The organism is Pseudomonas sp. UBA5666 (assembly GCF_002420785.1).
GTDB classification, from domain to species: Bacteria; Pseudomonadota; Gammaproteobacteria; order Pseudomonadales; family Pseudomonadaceae; genus Aquipseudomonas; species Aquipseudomonas fulva.
This window is the reverse complement of sequence record NZ_DIIQ01000039.1, coordinates 1-17,534: the sequence shown is the minus strand read 5'-3', so window position 1 is coordinate 17,534 and position 17,534 is coordinate 1. Positions and strand designations below refer to the sequence as shown.

The 17,534-nt window shown below is 58.2% G+C and carries 16 protein-coding genes; 12 read left to right on the top strand and 4 right to left on the bottom strand.

Going from position 1 to position 17,534, the window contains the following annotated elements; all coding sequences use genetic code 11:
• Nucleotide 1: 1 nt before the first annotated feature.
• Both B2Y33_RS16670 and B2Y33_RS16665 read right to left on the bottom strand, forming a co-directional pair.
• Nucleotides 2-880 (bottom strand): branched-chain amino acid ABC transporter permease, encoded by an 879-nt coding sequence (locus B2Y33_RS16670; protein WP_009684903.1) that lies wholly within the window; start codon nucleotides 878-880, stop codon nucleotides 2-4.
• A gap of 64 nt (nucleotides 881-944) precedes the next feature.
• On the bottom strand, nucleotides 945-2,156 hold the full coding sequence (locus B2Y33_RS16665; RefSeq protein WP_009684904.1) for an ABC transporter substrate-binding protein: 1,212 nt from the start codon (nucleotides 2,154-2,156) through the stop codon (nucleotides 945-947).
• A 197-nt stretch (nucleotides 2,157-2,353) separates the two neighbouring features.
• Between B2Y33_RS16665 and B2Y33_RS16660 the strand changes: the two genes are divergently transcribed.
• The 7 genes from B2Y33_RS16660 (at nucleotide 2,354) to B2Y33_RS16630 (ending at nucleotide 10,994) form a co-directional block, all read left to right on the top strand.
• The gene (locus B2Y33_RS16660) at nucleotides 2,354-3,391 is read left to right on the top strand and encodes a substrate-binding domain-containing protein (protein ID WP_016486890.1); all 1,038 of its coding nucleotides are present in this window, start codon (nucleotides 2,354-2,356) and stop codon (nucleotides 3,389-3,391) included.
• 46 nt (nucleotides 3,392-3,437) lie between these two features.
• Nucleotides 3,438-4,346, top strand: a complete 909-nt coding sequence (locus tag B2Y33_RS16655) for a LysR family transcriptional regulator (RefSeq protein ID WP_009684906.1) — start codon at nucleotides 3,438-3,440, stop codon at nucleotides 4,344-4,346.
• A gap of 182 nt (nucleotides 4,347-4,528) precedes the next feature.
• Nucleotides 4,529-5,962, top strand: a complete 1,434-nt coding sequence (locus tag B2Y33_RS16650) for an aldehyde dehydrogenase family protein (RefSeq protein WP_009684907.1) — start codon at nucleotides 4,529-4,531, stop codon at nucleotides 5,960-5,962.
• Between the two features lie 5 nt (nucleotides 5,963-5,967).
• A complete protein-coding gene (locus B2Y33_RS16645) occupies nucleotides 5,968-6,786 on the top strand; it encodes a shikimate dehydrogenase family protein (protein ID WP_016486891.1) in 819 nt (272 codons plus the stop codon).
• Complete coding sequence (locus B2Y33_RS16640) at nucleotides 6,779-8,374, top strand: GMC family oxidoreductase (RefSeq protein WP_009684909.1); 1,596 nt, start codon at nucleotides 6,779-6,781, stop codon at nucleotides 8,372-8,374. Before B2Y33_RS16645 ends, B2Y33_RS16640 begins: the two co-directional genes overlap by 8 nt.
• Before the next feature lie 229 nt (nucleotides 8,375-8,603).
• The gene (locus B2Y33_RS16635; protein WP_052960499.1) at nucleotides 8,604-9,983 is read left to right on the top strand and encodes an MFS transporter; all 1,380 of its coding nucleotides are present in this window, start codon (nucleotides 8,604-8,606) and stop codon (nucleotides 9,981-9,983) included.
• 48 nt (nucleotides 9,984-10,031) lie between these two features.
• Nucleotides 10,032-10,994: a cyclase family protein gene (locus tag B2Y33_RS16630; RefSeq protein ID WP_016486894.1), complete on the top strand. Its 963-nt coding sequence runs from the start codon at nucleotides 10,032-10,034 to the stop codon at nucleotides 10,992-10,994.
• A gap of 203 nt (nucleotides 10,995-11,197) precedes the next feature.
• On the opposite strand, the gene B2Y33_RS16625 is transcribed toward B2Y33_RS16630, so the two are convergent.
• On the bottom strand, nucleotides 11,198-12,181 hold the full coding sequence (locus B2Y33_RS16625) for an IS5 family transposase (RefSeq protein ID WP_081264849.1): 984 nt from the start codon (nucleotides 12,179-12,181) through the stop codon (nucleotides 11,198-11,200).
• A 108-nt stretch (nucleotides 12,182-12,289) separates the two neighbouring features.
• Nucleotides 12,290-12,712 (bottom strand): low affinity iron permease family protein, encoded by a 423-nt coding sequence (locus B2Y33_RS16620; protein ID WP_009682060.1) that lies wholly within the window; start codon nucleotides 12,710-12,712, stop codon nucleotides 12,290-12,292.
• 160 nt (nucleotides 12,713-12,872) lie between these two features.
• Here B2Y33_RS16620 and B2Y33_RS16615 point away from each other — a divergent pair, with 160 nt between their 5' ends.
• From B2Y33_RS16615 to B2Y33_RS16595, 5 genes are all read left to right on the top strand, one after another.
• A complete protein-coding gene (locus B2Y33_RS16615) occupies nucleotides 12,873-14,216 on the top strand; it encodes a cation:proton antiporter (protein ID WP_009682061.1) in 1,344 nt (447 codons plus the stop codon).
• Nucleotides 14,217-14,395: 179 nt separating this feature from the next.
• A complete protein-coding gene (gene tnpA / locus B2Y33_RS16610; RefSeq protein WP_009682062.1) occupies nucleotides 14,396-14,719 on the top strand; it encodes an IS66-like element accessory protein TnpA in 324 nt (107 codons plus the stop codon).
• Nucleotides 14,716-15,051, top strand: coding sequence for an IS66 family insertion sequence element accessory protein TnpB (tnpB, locus tag B2Y33_RS16605; protein WP_009682063.1), 336 nt, complete (start codon nucleotides 14,716-14,718; stop codon nucleotides 15,049-15,051). Before tnpA ends, tnpB begins: the two co-directional genes overlap by 4 nt.
• Nucleotides 15,052-15,112: 61 nt before the next feature.
• Nucleotides 15,113-16,648: an IS66 family transposase gene (gene tnpC, locus B2Y33_RS16600; protein ID WP_206406144.1), complete on the top strand. Its 1,536-nt coding sequence runs from the start codon at nucleotides 15,113-15,115 to the stop codon at nucleotides 16,646-16,648.
• A 277-nt stretch (nucleotides 16,649-16,925) separates the two neighbouring features.
• Nucleotides 16,926-17,534 (top strand): transposase (locus B2Y33_RS16595; RefSeq protein WP_154212032.1); only part of this gene is annotated, 609 nt, incomplete at its 3' end.

Below are 17,534 nucleotides of genomic sequence, written 5' to 3'. Positions count from 1 at the left end.
CCTATTCTGAGCCACGCCCGGCACCGAACAGACCGGTGGGGCGGAAAATGAGAATCGCCAGGAAAATCAGGAAGTACACGACTTCCTTGAGGTCAGGGGCGATGTAATAGCCAGCCAGGCTGTCGACGACGCCGATCAGCAACGAACCAACCAAGGCACCGGAGAGGCTGCCAAGTCCACCTAGCACCACGATGACGAACGCGGTGAGGACGAAGAAGGTGCCGAAGGTCGGAAACACCGGGTACTGCGGCGCGATCATCGCCGCCGCCAGCCCCAGGCAGGCGCAGCCCAGGCCAAAGGCGAAGATGTAGATGCGGTTTACGTTCACCCCCATGAGCAACGCGGCATTGCGGTGCTGTGCCGTGGCGCGCACGGCGCGCCCCAGGAAGGTGTTGTGCAGGAACCAGTGCAGGCCGCCGACCAGTGCCAGCGAAACCATGAACGTCAGTAACTGGCCGGTGTTAGCCCGCAGCGGGCCGACGGCCAAACTGCCGGCCCCCACACCGCTCGGATTGCTCACGGTGAGCACATCGGCACCGAATACCATCAGCGCAGCGTTCATCAGGGCGATCGACACCCCAACCGTGGCGAAGATCTGAATGTGCCCTTCGGCGGCCAATAGGGGTTGGATGATGAAGCGCTGCATGCCCGCGCCCAGCACAAACAGCAGCGCCACTGCAGGAATGACCGTGGCGTAGGGGTGCAGGCCGAAATGCACGTTCATCAGGTACACCGCGTACATGCCGATCATCAGGAACTCGCCATGGGCGAAGTTGACCACCCGGACGATGCCAAAAATCAGCGTCAGACCGATGCTGATGATGGCGAGCGTGCCACCCAGCAACACACCGTTCAGCAGAAGTTGCAGGAAGATATCCATGAAAGGTCCTCATGCGCAGGCGGCGCGCCACAAGCACGACGCGGGCCTGCGTACAGCGTGTGGGTCAGGGCTGGCTGGCCAGAGTGGCCTGGGCAACGGCGGCGGCTTGGGGATAGACGGTTTTAAGCACGCCCTGCTGCCACTGCATGATGGTGGTTTGTGCGCGCTCGTTCTGGCCATTGGCAGCGAACTTCGCACCGATGTTCGCGGCGGTCTGACCGATCGGAATGTCGATCGTCTTTACCGCTTCGCGGATGTCTTCGGCATCGAGCGATTTGGCGCTGGCCATGGCATCGAGGAATACCTTGGCGCCGACATAGTTGATCAGGCTGTGGCCTGAGCGCGGCTCGCTGCCGTAGCGTGCGCGATAGGCTTCGGCGAAGGCAGCGATGCCCGGTGCACCGGCCTCGTTGGTCTGGAACTGCGGGAAATCGACGTCCAGTACGCCTTCGATGTTCTGCGCGCCGACCACCTTGACGGTGTCCTGCATGGAATAGCCTCCACCGGCACCGATGATGGCCTTAGGCGCAAAGCCGGCTTCACGGATCTGTCGGAAGAACAGGGTGGTGTCGTTCTGGTAGGAGGTTTGCAACACAACATCGGCGCCAGCGCCTTTGAGGCGCAGGATAAGTGACGAAAGGTCGACGGCTTTGGCGGAGTAGGGCAGCACCTCCACCACTTGCAAGCCTTCCTTGGCCGCCAACTCTTTCTGGAAGTTGGCGATGGTCGTGCCGTACAGCGCGTCTTCATGAATGATCGCAATCTTCAGGCTCTTGGCATCAACCTTCAGTTGAGGAGCGACCAGTTGGGTGATGGCGGTGATGGTGCCTTCGGCGAAATTACGAGCGGTGGGGTTGCTGCGATAAACGTTTTGAAGCCCACGATCGGTGATGTTGTCGGCCACGGCTCCGAGCTCGAAATAAGGAATGCCGGCCAGCTCGGTCACTTGCGTGGCGGCGAAAGACAATGCCGAGGAGTAACTGCCGAACACCGCAGCGACGTTGTCGCTGGAGGTAAGCCGGCGAGCGGCGCTGACCGCTTGCGCGGCATCCACTGCATCGGCCTTGATCAGCTTGATTCGCTCACCGTTGAGGCCGCCAGCGGCATTGCGCTGCTCCACGGCCAATTCGACCCCGCGAAAACTCTCATCGCCCAGCAGTGCGAGGGCTCCGCTGAGTGGGTAGAGGGCACCTATTGGCACATCGGCATGTGCGGTGAGCGAGACTGACAGGGTAAGGGCAGCAAGGCCATTGATGGCCCAGGGCATGATTTTCATTGTGTTGCCTCCTGGTGTATCAGCCATGCCGCATGGATTTGAACCGGTTCAATTACAGGGTCAAAAAAAACGCCTGGCAAGGCGTGGGCTGCGTGGCTGTGGTCTTATTGTTGATTCAGGACGACTTTGTTCATAAATGAACCGGTTCATTTTTAAGTCTGGTGATACACTGCTGTCAAGCAGGAGTTACCACCACCATGACAAAAAACGACAAACCAAAACTGCGCGACGTGGCACGTCTGGCCGGCGTTTCACTGGGCAGTGCTTCTCGTGCCTTGTCCAACCCGGACCAGGTCAAACCAAGCACGCTTGCCAAGGTCGATGCGGCTGTACGGCAGCTGCAGTATGTGATGGACGGCGCTGCGCGAGCCCTCGCATTACGGCGTACCTTCAGTGTCGCTGCGATCTTCCCCACATTGAACAACCCGATCTACGCTGACTCGATCCAGGCGCTGCAGCAGCGGCTCAATACAAGTGGCTACCAACTGATCATTGCCTCGCACGAGTACGATCGTGAGCGAGAGCTTTCCAGTGTGCGTAACTTTATCGAAAGAGGTGTGGAAGGGATTTTCCTGGTGGGCACAGACCATGATCCTGCGGTGTTCGAACTGTTGCAGCGATCACAGCGCCCCTACGTCCTGATGTGGTCGGTGGATGATTGCCGTGAACACTGCGCGGTGGGCTTCAGCAATGTGCGGGGAGGCGAGTTGATCGCGGACCATGTGCTTGCGCTAGGCCACCGGGACGTTGCAATTCTCACCGGACAGCGCCAGTACAACGAGCGTGCCAGGTATCGAATCGAAGGGGTGCGTAAACGCTTTGCGCAGATGGGGCTCGATATTCCTGAAAACCGGATCATCGAACAGCCATTCAGCCTTGACGGCGGACGCGCCGGTTTCGAGCAGGTGTTTGCCATGCAACCGCGACCGACTGCGCTGGTTTGCACCACAGACCTGCTGGCGCTGGGGGCCTGCGAGCAAGCTAAACGTCGGGGAGTCTGCGTGCCGACGCAGATGACCATCACCGGCTTCGACGACATCAGTTTCAGCGCGATTGCATCGCCCTCATTGACCTCGATCAGGATCCCGATTTTCGAAATCGGGCAACTCAGCGCCGACATGATGATTGCGCAGGTCGAAGGTATCCAGATTGAGCGGGTTGTCGAACTGGACATTTCACTGGTCACGCGCGAAAGCAGCGCGAGTCCAAGTGTTGATCTGCCAAACCGTAAATAGCGCTTGAACTGAGGCACTCACCTTGGACAAAGAAAACTACGCGCAGATGCTTGCTTTTTTGTGGGCCTATGAGCATCGGAGCTTCTCGGCCGCTGCTCGGGCCAATGACCTGTCGCCATCAGCGATCAGCAAACTTGTCACTCGCTTGGAAGATCGCCTTTCAGTACGCCTGTTTCAGCGCGGGAGCCGAGCCTTGACGCTAACCGAGGAGGGGGCGGTCTACCTGACCAGTGCCCGTGCGGTCATGGACGCCATGGCGGAAGCCGACTCCCTCGCCGAGCTTTTTCCTGGCCGGCTAAGCGGAAGTTTGCGCATCCATACGATGGCGACGTTCGCCAAGCATCAGATCATACCTTGGCTGCCAGACTTCCTGGCTGATCATCCGGATCTCTCGGTGACCATCGAGGTGGGCGCGCAGTATGTTGATCAGTTCGATCACGGCCTGGATGTTGCCATTCACAGTGGTGTATTGCCTGATTCATCGCGCGTTGCCAGACGTATTGGTGAGGCCCAATGGATTACCTGCGCTGCTCCTTCCTACCTGGAGAAGCGTAGTCGGCCGCAAACGCCTGCCGACCTGCTCGAACACGATTGCTTCCACTTCGCGTTCAACAGCCCCTGGAACATCTGGAGCTACGAGCACGCTGGCGAGACAACGATCGTTCCCATCAAGCCCCGTTCGACATTCACACAAGGGGACTTGCTGCGCTCGCTCGCGTTGAATGGTGGCGGCATTGTTCGACTCGCCGATTTCCATATCGGTAAGGACCTGAGAGCCGGGCGATTGCTGCCGGTGCTGGAGTCTTATCAAAGCCGCATCGCGCAGCCGATTTATCTGATCTACCCAAACCGCAAGAATGTCAGTCCCCGTATCAGGGCCTTTATCAAGGCGATGGAGCAGCATATCGCGCTGAATCCCTGGACGATCCAGCCTCCAGCAAAGGCGAAGCGTTAACAAAAAAGGGGGAGAACCCTGCCTGTCATACTTGCGGTCCTGTGAACTCAGGGAAAACCCCCTTTGCCGTGGAGTCACAACTCGCCTGCGACCTGTTCGATTAAGGTGTCGTCAGTGCCCCGGATAGCATTTCGTAGCTGCCGGACGCGACTGTCCAGACACTCTGTCAATCGGAATAGGCTATGAACAAGAACTACATTGCTGGCCAGTGGGTCGAGGGTGCGAGTATCAATCGCAATATCAACCCATCGGATATCACCGATATCGTCGGCGAATACGCTAGGGCCGATACCCGCCAGGCTGAGCTGGCCGTAGAGGCTGCGCATGATGCGCAACCCACCTGGGCCCGGATGAGCGCTGAACAGCGTGGCGATGCCTTAGACCGGATCGGCTCCGAGATACTCGCACGCAAAGAAGAACTCGGCTTGCTGCTTTCACGGGAGGAGGGCAAGACGCTAGTAGAGGGCGTCGGCGAGGTGGTCCGCGCCGGCAGGGTGTTCAAGTTTTTCGCGGGCGAAGCTCTGCGTCTGTCGGGCGAACGCCTCGCAAATATTCGTCCGGATGTCGAAGCCGAAGTACGGCGCGAGCCTGAAGGCGTAGTGGGCATCATCACTCCTTGGAATTTCCCCATTGCCATCCCCGCCTGGAAAATTGCGCCGGCATTGGCATATGGCAATGCGGTGGTGTTCAAACCGGCAGACCTGGTACCCGCTAGCGCCTGGGCCCTTGCGGAGATCATAAGCCGCGCAGGTCAGCTCCCGGCAGGTGTTTTCAACCTGGTCATGGGCCCAGGCTCCCAGGTTGGCAATGTGTTCGCCAAGCATCCCAAGGTCAGGGCGTTGTCGTTCACCGGGTCAACCCAGACTGGGCGTTCCATCGGCCTCGAATGTATGGCGCGGGGTGCCAAGGTTCAGCTTGAGATGGGCGGTAAGAATCCACTGGTAGTGCTCAACGATGCCAGCCTCGAGCAGGCTGTCGAAGTGGCGGTGCAAGGCGCGTTTTTCTCGACAGGCCAGCGTTGTACTGCCTCAAGTCGCTTCATCGTCGAAGACGCCATTCATGATCGTTTCGTAGCTGCTGTCGTCGAGCGGCTGGCGATGCTGAATATCGACAACGCCACCAAAGCAGGTACGGACATTGGTCCCGTCGTCTGCGAAAGCCAACTGCAGCAGGACTGCGATTACATCGATATTGCCACCCGCGAGGGCGGGCGTCTGGTTTTCGGTGGCGAACGTGTAGTGCGAGCAACTCAGGGCTACTACCTGAACCCGGCACTGATCGTCGACACCGAAAATCATATGCGGATCAACCGCGAGGAAGTGTTCGGGCCAGTCGCCAGTGTGGTTCGCGCCCGGGATTACGATGATGCCCTGCGCCTGGCCAACGATACCGAGTTCGGCTTGTCGTCCGGCATTTGCACCACTTCGCTCAAGCACGCCAGCGACTTCAAGGCACGCTCCACGGCCGGCATGGTGATGGTCAATGTGCCAACGGCGGGGGTCGATTACAACGCTCCTTTCGGCGGGCGCAAAGGCTCCAGCTATGGTGCACGGGAGCAAGGCCCGTTCGCCCGTGAGTTCTATACCGCCATCAAGACCACCTATACACAGGCCTGAGCTCCATGCGCGAACCATCGAATACTCAAAAAATCACCGGAAATACACGGCTCTTTGCCATCGTCGCCGACCCCATTGTGCATGTGAAAACACCAGAAGACATGAACGCACTCATGCGGTCCTGGGGGCATGACAGGGTGATGGTGCCCATTCATGTCGACGAGACTCAGCTTGCTACCGCGGTCGATGGCCTGCGGGCCCTGCAGAATCTGGACGGGTTTGTGGTCACGGTCCCACACAAGAGCGCCATCGTGCCGTTGTGCGACAGCTTGTCACCGGCGGCTCGCCAAGTGGGCGCGGTAAATGTCGTACGTCGGGATGCCGAAGGGCGGCTGCATGGTGACATCCTCGACGGAGTCGGGTTTGTCGCCGGCCTGCGCAACGCGGCGATCGAGCCTGCCGGCAAGACGGTTTATCTCGCTGGGGCCGGTGGCGCCGCGCAAGCGATCGCCTTTGCCCTGGCTGAGGCCGGCGTGGCACTGCTGACAATTGCCAACCGCACCGAGGCCAAAGCACAGCAACTGGTGACCCGCCTCGCGGGATTTTTCCCAGATGTATCTTTCAAGCTGGGGGGCAGGGACCCTTCTGGGCACGACCTGGTGGTGAACGCTACCTCGATGGGACTGCGCGATAGCGATGATTATCCGTGCGAGGTTCAGCGCCTGACCCCGGAGCAAACCGTGGCGGAAATCATCATGCAGCCTGAACATACCCCCTTGCTGGTTGCGGCTGCCGAGCGCGGCTGTCGGGTCCATCCGGGGCGGCCAATGCTGCAGTCCCAGATCGCGCTCATGGCCGCGGCGATGGGAGCAACCCATGAATAACTACGACTATGTCATCGTCGGTGGCGGCACCGCCGGTTGCATCCTGGCCAACCGCCTGACTGCATCAGGCAAACACAGTGTGCTGGTGCTGGAAGCAGGCGGGGAGCCCAATGGCCGTTGGATCCCGATTCCGGCTGGGTTCAGCAAACTGATGGTGGACAAACGTTTCAACTGGGACTTCAAGACCAAACCTGAAGCCGGCACCTACAATCGTGAAATCGCTGTGCCCCGCGGGCGAGGCCTGGGTGGTTCGACGTTGATCAATGGCATGATCTACGTGCGCGGCCAACCAGGCGACTATGACGCATGGGCAGAATCAGGCGCCAAGGGTTGGAACTTCGAAACACTCAAACCTTACTTCAGAAAGATCGAGAATTATGCATCGGGGGATGAGACGCGTGGGCACCAGGGCCCCATGCACATCCACCAGGTCAGCGAGCGTTTCACGCTGTCCACCGCTTTCCTGGAAGCAGCTGCGCAGGATGGTCATCCTCACAATGCTGACTACAACGGCCGGGATCAGACCGGTTTTGGCTACTACCAAGTGGCGCAAAAAGATGGGCGGCGCTGGAGTGTAGTCGACGGCTACCTCAAACCGGCCAGGTCACGGGCAAATCTGCACATCGTCCTCCATGCGCATGTACTGCGGGTCGACGTGCAGGGGAAACGCTGCACGGGCGTAACCTATGTACACAATGGTGAGCAAGTCAGCATCAAAGCCAATGCTGAAGTCATTCTTTGCGCCGGTGCCATCCAGTCTCCGCAGTTGCTGGAATTGTCCGGCATTGGCCAGCCGCAGGTGCTGCTCGCCGCTGGTGTACCACTCAAGCACGAGCTACGCGGGGTCGGGGAGAACTACATCGACCACTTTGCTACCCGCATGAACTGGCGCATGAAGAACGTCGTGACCTTGAATGAGCTGGCACGTGGCTGGCGGCTGGGGCTGGCAGTGACCGAATACTTTACCCGGCGAACCGGCATCCTGACGCTGGGAACCGGCCTGGTGCATGGGTTCATCAAGACCGACCCAGGCTTGCCTACGCCGGATATCCAGTATTTCTTCGTGCACGCCAGCTATGCCAATGCTGCGAATCGGATATTGGACAAGCATCCTGGCATGACCATCGGGGTCAGCCAACTGCGGCCCAAGTCGATTGGTTCGGTGCATATTGAAAGCAGTGACCGAAACGCGATGCCGGCCATTCGTCCCAACATGCTGGCTGCAGACGAAGACCAGCGCTGTATTGTCGAGGGCATGAAGATCGCGCGTCGGATCGTCATGCAGCCAGCCATGGCCCGCTTCGTCGAGGAGGAAACCAGCCCTGGGCTGCAGGCGCAGTCAGATGAACAATGGCTGGAGTTTGCCCGCAAGACAGGGCAGACCATCTACCACCCTCTGGGCACCTGTCGGATGGGCGAAGACGCAAGCGCAGTCGTCGACTCGCGACTTAGGGTGCATGGCTTGCAGGGGCTGCGAGTGGTCGACGCCTCGGTGATGCCTTCCATGGTTTCAGGGAATATCCAGGGCGCGGTAATGGCTGTGGCGGAGCGGGCGGCGGATCTGATCCTTGAGGACTATCTGCCCTAGTTCCCGTGCCAAATGGCAGGCGTAACGCAAGGAGCCTGCCAAGTTGCCGTGCCGCACAGGCAAAGCGGGTTTGCTCTGGGCAGCGATGCTCTGTGCATGCCTGTCGGCATAAGCTTGAACACACTCGTTTCCACGCACCAGGCGTGCTGAGTGAGAGGTTCATGCACCCTCGTGCATGAGCGGGCCAGGAAGCCAATAAATAACAATAATCAAATATCGGAGCTTTCTAATGGAACTTCGCAGCGACCCTCAATCCGCTGTTGGCCTTTCTACAAAAAAAATACAGGGCGCCGGCGCTGTCTCCTGGGGCGCGATGCTGCTGCTCTGGCTGGTGTATGCGCTGGACGCCAATTCACGGCACCTGTTTTTCATGGTGTTGCCTTCAATCACCAGCGAGTTCAAAACCAGCGCTGAAATGGCCGGGTTACTGGCGGCGGTCATCACCATCTCGACATCGTTGCTCGCTGTGCCACTGATGGTATGGGTGGATAAAGGTGGTCATGGCTGGCGGCGCAAATATCGGCATTTGCCTATCGTATTCGCCTATACGCTGTTCACGTTCCTGACGGGCTTCAACTTCCTCACCGCTTCATTGGGCGTGCTGGTGTGCTTGCAGATCCTTTCCCATGCTTTTGGCGGGGTGGGCGAGGCCGTGGAGGTCACCTCCCTGGCCGAGTGGTGGTCCAAGGAGCGTCGCGGCTTCGCGCTCGGTCTTCACCACACGGGTTACCCGTGGGGCACGTTGATTGGTGGTGTGGCGATCAGTGCGCTATTGAACGCCTACGGCCCGGAAAACTGGCGCTATGCGTTCTTGCTGTTCCCGATTCCCATGATCATCGTATTCACCTTGTACTGGAAGTTCAGCACGGCAGCGCGCTATCGAAAATTTACGGCGCATGTCGCCGCCGTTGGTGAAACCGCACCGAGTCTGAGCGATACACCTGCAATCCCGCAAAAAGGTGTGCTTAAGGACGTCCTGCGAAACCCCAATATCAGCGTCATTGCCCTGATCTCGATGTTCGCAATAGTCGGCTACTTCGGCATCAGCTTCTGGTTGCCGCAATACCTCGCGTTCGTTGCGCATTACAACTTTGCCCAAGCCGCAGCGTACTCTGTGCTCTTCACTATCACGGGTGGGATCGGCCAGATCCTGTGGGGATGGCTATCGGATCGAATCGGTCGAAAGTTGAGCCTGGTGATCGTCTTTCTCTGGCTGGGCGTGGGCATGTATCTGTTCCGCTATACCTCGGTCAGCCTCGGGTGGCTGATCGGCGTGCAGTTGTTTGCCGGTTTCGCCATGAATGCGCCCTACACCTTGCTGTATGCGATCGCATTCGACTCAGCCAAACCCGGCACGACTGGCTTGGCAGGCTCGGTGGTTAACGCAGGCATTTACGCGGGTGGTTTCGGCCCGCTGCTGATTGGTTTGTTCATTGGGGCCGGAGGCGGTTTCGAGCAGTCCGCAGGTTATCACCTTGCCCTGGTGTTCATCTCAGCGCTGATGTTCGTGGCGGCACTGTTGACGGCACTGTTCACCCGGGAAACGGCGGGTTGGTTCAAGCGTTATGACCGGTCGCTGGTCAGCCGCAGCGCGTGCAACATGAGTTGAGACGCTCCCTATTCTGATTGATGGTCACAACAACAAACGAGAACAATCATGTCCGATAAAAAAGTACCTCACGTACGTGAACTGCTTAAAGACGCTCCGCGCAATTGGGGTAAGTGGGGCGCTGACGATGAAGTCGGCTGTCTGAACTACCTCACTGCCAAGGAAGCCTTGGAGGGTGTCAGCCAAGTCCGGCAGGGGAAGACCTTTACCCTGCAGGTTCGTATTGGCGATGAGAAGGGCGATCCGGTTTGGCCAGGACGTACTCCGGCGCGGCGTATGAACATCATGGATCGCGGGCACTACAACTGTGGAAAAGGACCGCATTTCCCAGGTTGCTACGAGTATGCTGACGATGTGATGTTTTTCCATCTGCAGGGCTCAACGCAATATGACGCCCTTGGCCACGTGTGGTACGACGATCAGATCTGGAACGGCTACGATGCAGACACCACCATCGGCGGGCTGGCGAAGGCCAGCGTCGCACCGATTGGGGAAAAGGGCGTCGTGGGGCGTGGGATTCTCATCGACATGGCGCGCTTTCGCGACAAGCAGGTGTTGGCACCAGGGGAAACCTTCAATCACGAGGATTTGATGAACGCCGCTGCCGCTCAAGGCGTCAAGATCCAGAAACGCGACATTCTGCTCATTCGTACAGGATGGATCGGTTCGTTCTACTATCGCGACAGCGAAGAGTTCTACAAAGACTTCATCGAACCGGGACTGACCTATAGCCCGGAGCTTGTGCAATGGTTCCAGGACATGGAAATTCCCAACATCGTGACTGACACCATTGCCAACGAAGTAACCGTCGACCCGGTTTCCGGCGTCGCGTTGCCACTGCATAACGCATTGATGCGTAATCTTGGTATTACCCTGACAGAGATTGCGCAGTTGGATCCGCTTGCCGCCGACTGTGCCGAAGATGGGCAATGGACTTTCTTGTACACCGCTGCGCCGCTGAAGGTAGTAGGGGGGACTGGCGCACCGGTCAATCCGATCGTAATCAAGTAGCCTGCGTTGGGGCGCCATAATGGCGCCCTCGCGCTAGAGTCATCTATGCGCAGAACGCAATGCTGAGTGCGACTCGCGCGGGGTTAAGGAAACTCCGAACAAGTTGCCCATCAGCCGGAAATGGACGGCTTGGGCATGCCGAAAAGCCCGATTTTCACCCGCTGATTATTGGATAACCAAGGCACAGCCTTGGTTTTCTGCCCTCACGGGCGCACCTCTCCCGCAGCAGGCAATAATTGCCGGCGCACCATCCACAGATTCGACAGCGCAAACAGCGTGGTCAGTTGCGCTGTGTTCTTGGCCAAGCCGCGAAAACGCGTCTTTACATAGCCGAACTGGCGTTTGATCACCCGGAACGGGTGCTCCACCTTTGCACGCACTTGCGCCTTGGCCTTTTCGATCTTGCGCTTGGCTTTGTAGAGCACGCTGCGTTTGCTCAAGTGCTTGTAGGTGCTGCGTCGCGCAGCTATCTGCCAGATCACTGGCCGCCCGTCGTGCTCAGGCCGCTTCTCTACGCCGGTGTAGCCCGCGTCGGCACACACGACGTTCTCTGCGCCATGCAGCAGTTGTGCAACTTCCATTACGTCGGCCACGTTCGCGGCGGTGCCATGAACGTGATGCACCAGACCCGATTCAGCATCCGCGCCGATGTGCGCCTTCATGCCGAAATAGTACTGGTTGCCCTTCTTCGTTTGATGCATTTCAGGATCGCGCTTGCCTTCCTTGTTCTTGGTCGAACTGGGCGCGTGGATGATGGTGGCGTCGACAATGGTGCCCTGGCGCAACGACAGGCCCTTGTCTCGCAGGTAATTGTTGATGGTTTCCAGAATGCCCGCCGCCAGCTGATGCTTCTCCAGCAGGTGCCGGAAATTCATGATCGTCGTGTCTTCGGGGATCGGAGCGCTGAGCGTCAGGCGAGCAAACTGGCGCATCGACGTGATTTCGTACAGTGCTTCTTCCATGGCCGGATCGCTCAGCGAAAACCAGTTTTGCAGCAGGTGAACACGCAGCATGGTTTCCAGTGGGTACGGCTTGCGACCACCGCCGGCCTTTGGGTAATGCGGCTCGATCAATGCCACCAAACCGCTCCACGGCACCACCTGCTCCATCTCGGCCAGGAAACGCTCGCGACGGGTTTGCTTGCGCTTACCGGCGTACTCGAAATCGGAAAAGCTCATCTGACTCATGGGAAGGAGGGCTTGTAGAGGGCTGTTGGACAGAGGGCTATTTCAGCACAGGTCAGATGGCCTGTGCTGACTTGTTCGGAGTTTCCTTAATCAATCAAACCCCCCAGGCTAGCGTTGCTGATCGATATTTACGCGCTGCTCTCCATCCTCAGGAGCGCTTGGCTCCTGCAAATCCGCTTGACCGCAATTTTCAGCCATCGCGCGGTATTCCCTGCGCAGCGCTCGAAGCTCTTTGCTGTCCATATCTTCCAAATCCAAGACAGAACGTTGAGCCGACTTGGTGGCTCGAATCAGCTCGTCCAGCTTCACGTGGATGATGTCGTTATCCCTGTTCTGCGTGTTCTGGATCAGAAACACCATCAGGAAAGTGACGATCGTCGTAGAGGTGTTGATGATGAGCTGCCAGGTGTCGTTGTAGTGGAACCAGGGCCCTGAGATAGCCCATAACCCAATGAGCACCACGGCGATCAAAAATGTACTTGGCTTCCCCGACCGGTTGGCGAGCCATTGGCAGAACTGCGCGAATTTCATGACTTTCTCCTAGGTGTACTAGAACGTAGGACCGTCGTGAGAGCCTGAAATCTTTTTTTACATTTGGTCGGCTAGACAAGTGACATCTGGAGACAGGCTGAACGAGCCGCTTCGGTACCCACTCGAACGCTCACCATCTGAGTTTCAAGGCGTTTGGGTAATGACCTTCATCGTTTGGTTCGCCATGCTGGGCGCAGTGCTCTTGGTCCTAGCCCTGTCATCGTCCTATCTTCGCTGGGCACCGGTTACCACCTCGGTGGTTTGTCTTGGCCTTGGCACCACGCTCGGTTCACCTGCTCTAGGGTTGCTACAGTTGGACCTCTCTAAATCGAGTGGTTGGCTGGAACACCTCACCGAAGTGGCCGTGCTGTTCTCTCTTTTCTTCAGCGGCCTCAAATTGCGTTTGCCACTTCGAAATCCCAGGTGGCGGACAGCGTTCTACCTTGCGGGCCCAGTGCTCGTGCTGTGCATAGGAGGTGTAAGCCTCCTGCTTCATTATGCACTCAACATGAGTTGGGGCGTTTCGGTGCTAATTGGCGCCATTCTCGCCCCCACAGATCCGGTGCTTGCAACCCTCGTGCAGGTGGTAGATGCCCAGGATGATGACCCTGTGCGCTTCGGTTTGTCGGGAGAGGCCGGGTTGAACGACGGTGTGGCCTTTCCCTTCGTAACGCTGGGGCTGCTGTTACAGCGAGATCCCGGGGAGCCGTGGTTCATCCATTGGGTCTTCGGGGATGTGCTATGGGCAGCCTCCGCCGGCGCATTGTGCGGGTATTGGATGGGAAGAGGCCTAGGCAAGCTGACCCTCTACTTGCGCTTGCGCAACGACGACAGCACTGTCTCGCCTAATGATTATCTTGCCCTCGCTCTCGTGGCGCTTGCTTATGTCATCACCGAGGCGATACAGGGTTATGGCTTCCTGGCCGTGTTCGCCGCGGGACTCGGGCTGCGGCAGGCCGAAGTGCTTACTGCTGCGAGTCCTTCAGATCCTGCGGCAGAACATCTGGTGCAGCCGGTGGTGGGTCACCAGCATGTGGCGCCAGAGCTGGCCGTTAAGGGGGATGTCGCAGAGCTCGACGACTCCCGCGTCGCGGCAGGGATCATGCTGGGTGATATGTTGGCGTTTGGCAGCCTGGTTGAGCGAGCAATGGAAGTCTTTCTGGTCACACTCTTGGGTGTGGTGCTGCTGGAGCACTGGGATTGGCAGGGGCTCATCGTAGCGGGCGCACTGTTCTGTATCATCCGACCACTCAGTGTTTTTCTCACCCCTTTGCGCCAAGGTTTGGATGCTCCGCAGCGAGGACTTCTGGGCTGGTTCGGTATCAAGGGAATCGGCAGCCTGTACTATCTCTTCTACGCGATAAATCACGGGCTTCCCCCAAATGCTGCAGCGCAGAGTAGCAACCTGGTTCTGTCAGTCGTTGCGCTGAGCATCTTGGTTCATGGTCTCTCTGTTCAATCTCTCCTGGCACGCTATCAGGCCCGGCGAAAGCGGACGCCTTGATCCTCGACAAAACCTTCTCCTAAAGGTCCAGGAACAGGACATTCTCGGCGGCTGAACTATGCTGGAGAGCTGCCCAAGTGTAAGCGGCCAGCAAACACACCTTCAGAATCTCAGCATTAAGGGCGATGGTGTCCACCTAAAAATACGTGGACACCATCGCCCTTATCGCAAGGATCACCATGCGCCAGCGCACCTCTTATCCAAAACCGTTCAAAGCCCAAGTCGTCCAGGAATGTCTTCAACCTGACGTATCGATAGCCAGCATCGCGCTGCGCCATGGCATCAACGCCAACCTGGTGCGCAAATGGATTCCGCTCTATCGTGACCGTCAACCTGACGCGCTACCGGCATTCGTGCCGCTGACGATGAAGCCCGAATCTGAGCCTGCACAACCCACACTGGCGCGCATCGAAATTCCGTTCAAACTACAAACAGTCACAGTGATCTGGCCCGCTGTCGATCCCGATGGCTGTGCGCGCTTCATTCGCGGTCTCGTCAAATGATTCGCATCGATACAATCTGGCTCGCCACCGAGCCCATGGACATGCGCGCCGGCACCGAAACGGCGTTGGCCCGCGTCGTCGCGGTCTTCGGTGCGGCGAAGCCGCACTGCGCTTATCTCTTTGCCAACCGCCGCGCCAACCGGATGAAGGTGCTAGTGCATGACGGCATTGGCGTGTGGTTGGCAGCACGCCGACTGAACCAAGGTAAATTCCACTGGCCGGGCGCTCGTCACGGCGCTCAAATGGAACTGGACAGCGAGCAAGTTCAGGCACTCATCGTCGGATTACCTTGGCAACGCATGGGTGCCAACAGCACCATCACACGGCTTTAGTACTGACTATTGGCATAACCGCCAATCGCCGCCAGTGTGTTGCTCTGGCATGATTGGCGGCATGACTTCTTTACCCGACCTCGACCAACTGACCCCTGCAGAGCTGCGCGCGTTGCTCGAGCAGACGCTGACATTGCAGTCTCAAGTCGAGACGATGAGTCGCAAGATCCAGAACGACAAGATCGTCATCGAGCAGCTCACTCATGAGATCGCTGTCCTCAAACGTCATAAGTACGCCAAACGCAGCGAACAGATCAGTCCAGAGCAAGGCCGCTTGCTCGATGATTTGCTCAGCACTGACCTTGAGGCCATCGAAGCCGAGCTGAACGCACTTCATCCCGACCCAGCCCCAAAAGAGCCAGGCCAGAAGCCCAAGCGCGCACCACTGCCTGCACAGCTTCCGCGCACCGTGATTCATCATGAACCCGACAACACCCAATGTGCGTGTGGCTGCGAGCTTCAGCGCATCGGTGAAGATGTCAGCGAAAAGCTCGATTACACGCCGGGCGTGTTCACGGTTGAGCAGCATGTACGTGGAAAGTGGGCCTGCCGAAGTTGCGAAACCCTGATACAGGCACCGGTTCCGGCGCAAGTCATCGACAAAGGCATCCCCACCGCAGGTCTGCTGGCCCATGTCATGGTGGCCAAGTTCGCTGACCACCTGCCGTTGTACCGGCAGGAAAAGATCTTTGGCCGCGCCGGCCTGGCGATTCCACGCTCGACACTGGCCCGGTGGGTCGGGCAAACCGGCGCGCAGCTTCAACCGCTTGTCGATGCCCTGCGTGAAGCGGTGCTGGCTCAACCAGTCATCCACGCCGATGAAACACCGGTTCAGATGTTGGCACCGGGTGAAAAGAAAACCCATCGAAGTTATGTGTGGGCCTATAGCAGCACTGCTTACGCAGAGCTTAAATCCGTGGTTTACGACTTCAGCCCGAGCCGTGCCGGCGAGCATGCGCGTAACTTCCTGGGCGACTGGCGCGGCAAGTTGGTGTGCGATGACTTTGCCGGCTACAAGGCCAGTTTCGAACAGGGCATCGTCGAGATTGGCTGCATGGCCCATGCGCGCCGTAAGTTCTTTGACTTGCATGCGGCGAACAAGAGCCAGTTGGCCGAGCAGGCCCTTCTGACAATCGGTGCGCTCTACGAGGTCGAACGGCAGGCCAAGGACATGAGCGAAGACGACCGTCGGCGAATACGTCAGCGAGATGCGGTTCCCATCGCTGAAAAACTGCATGACTGGATGCTGACCCAGCGCAAGCTGGTACCCGAAGGCTCGACCATCGCCAAAGCTCTGGATTACAGCTTGAAACGCTGGGTAGCGCTGACGCGCTACCTGGACGACGGCGCCTTGCCCATCGATAACAACCACGTCGAGAACCAAATACGACCGTGGGCACTTGGGCGTGCCAATTGGTTGTTCGCAGGATCACTGCGCAGTGGCAAGCGGGCGGCGGCGATCATGAGCCTGATTCAGTCGGCGCGCATGAATGGACATGATCCGTATGCCTATCTCAAGGACGTGTTGACGCGACTGCCAACACAGCGGGCTAGCGAGATTGAGGCTTTGCTGCCGCATCAATGGGAACCGGCCTGACTTACGCAAGGTGAGTTGGGCGGACGCTTACAAAAAAGCCGCCTGCAGGCAAGCGGCAACACCAAAGGGCAATGAAGGACACTCGGTTGGTACAAGGAGGGGTACCGCGCCTCGCTTCATTGAAAAACAAAGTAATGGAAAAACTAGCACTGGCAAAATCAAACACGCTGATAGTCACTATTAATAAACTCCTCAACATGTACGTTCAACATTGCTCTAAGAGGGTGTAGACAAAATAAAGTAAGCTGCTTGTCCCTTGCCTACGCAGCATTGAGCCATGCCTAAAACCGGACGCCCGCCCGTAATCGCTGCGGAGCATTACCCTCTGCTGACCAGGCTCGCTCATGCGCAACCCTATTCCAGCCAATCCGAACTGGCGCAGGCATTCCATGCTGAAACGGGTATTACCGCTCATCCCGATACCTTTGCCAAAGCGCTGAGGCTGGCCGGGATCGTTCGTGTAAAGGAACGAGCCAAAGGTAGTTTCCAGCCATCTGAGGCTCAGAAGTCTTATGGTTACACCGAGGCCCACCGGCGCCAGTTGCCGGAACAGCGCTACCCCAGTTGTCTGACGGACGCAGAATGGACGCTGGTCGCTGATTTGTTTGAAGTCTCGGGAGGCCGTGGCGTGCCGCCTCGTCACTCCCGAAGGACGCTTTTGGAAGCGTGCTGTTATGTCGTGCGCACGGGATGCTCATGGCGAATGCTGCCTCACGAGTTTCCGCATTGGGACAACGTCTACAAGACCTTTCGACGGTGGAGCGCTCAGGGCAAGTTTGAGCAAATGCACGACCGGCTTCGTGCCCAGTGGCGAGAGCGGATGGATCGTGATGAAAAGCCGTCAGCCGCTGTTCTCGATTCCCAGTCAACTCGTAGCTCTCCCCAA

Excerpts from the sequence above, each read along its gene's own strand:
- B2Y33_RS16670 (WP_009684903.1), bottom strand. The coding sequence starts at position 880 with ATGGATATCTTCCTGCAACTTCTGCTGAACGGTGTGTTGCTGGGTGGC.
- B2Y33_RS16665 (WP_009684904.1), bottom strand. The coding sequence starts at position 2,156 with ATGAAAATCATGCCCTGGGCCATCAATGGCCTTGCTGCCCTTACCCTG.
- B2Y33_RS16660 (WP_016486890.1), top strand. The coding sequence starts at position 2,354 with ATGACAAAAAACGACAAACCAAAACTGCGCGACGTGGCACGTCTGGCC.
- B2Y33_RS16655 (WP_009684906.1), top strand. The coding sequence starts at position 3,438 with ATGCTTGCTTTTTTGTGGGCCTATGAGCATCGGAGCTTCTCGGCCGCT.
- B2Y33_RS16650 (WP_009684907.1), top strand. The coding sequence starts at position 4,529 with ATGAACAAGAACTACATTGCTGGCCAGTGGGTCGAGGGTGCGAGTATC.
- B2Y33_RS16645 (WP_016486891.1), top strand. The coding sequence starts at position 5,968 with ATGCGCGAACCATCGAATACTCAAAAAATCACCGGAAATACACGGCTC.
- B2Y33_RS16640 (WP_009684909.1), top strand. The coding sequence starts at position 6,779 with ATGAATAACTACGACTATGTCATCGTCGGTGGCGGCACCGCCGGTTGC.
- B2Y33_RS16635 (WP_052960499.1), top strand. The coding sequence starts at position 8,604 with ATGGAACTTCGCAGCGACCCTCAATCCGCTGTTGGCCTTTCTACAAAA.
- B2Y33_RS16630 (WP_016486894.1), top strand. The coding sequence starts at position 10,032 with ATGTCCGATAAAAAAGTACCTCACGTACGTGAACTGCTTAAAGACGCT.
- B2Y33_RS16625 (WP_081264849.1), bottom strand. The coding sequence starts at position 12,181 with ATGAGTCAGATGAGCTTTTCCGATTTCGAGTACGCCGGTAAGCGCAAG.
- B2Y33_RS16620 (WP_009682060.1), bottom strand. The coding sequence starts at position 12,712 with ATGAAATTCGCGCAGTTCTGCCAATGGCTCGCCAACCGGTCGGGGAAG.
- B2Y33_RS16615 (WP_009682061.1), top strand. The coding sequence starts at position 12,873 with ATGACCTTCATCGTTTGGTTCGCCATGCTGGGCGCAGTGCTCTTGGTC.
- tnpA (WP_009682062.1), top strand. The coding sequence starts at position 14,396 with ATGCGCCAGCGCACCTCTTATCCAAAACCGTTCAAAGCCCAAGTCGTC.
- tnpB (WP_009682063.1), top strand. The coding sequence starts at position 14,716 with ATGATTCGCATCGATACAATCTGGCTCGCCACCGAGCCCATGGACATG.
- tnpC (WP_206406144.1), top strand. The coding sequence starts at position 15,113 with ATGACTTCTTTACCCGACCTCGACCAACTGACCCCTGCAGAGCTGCGC.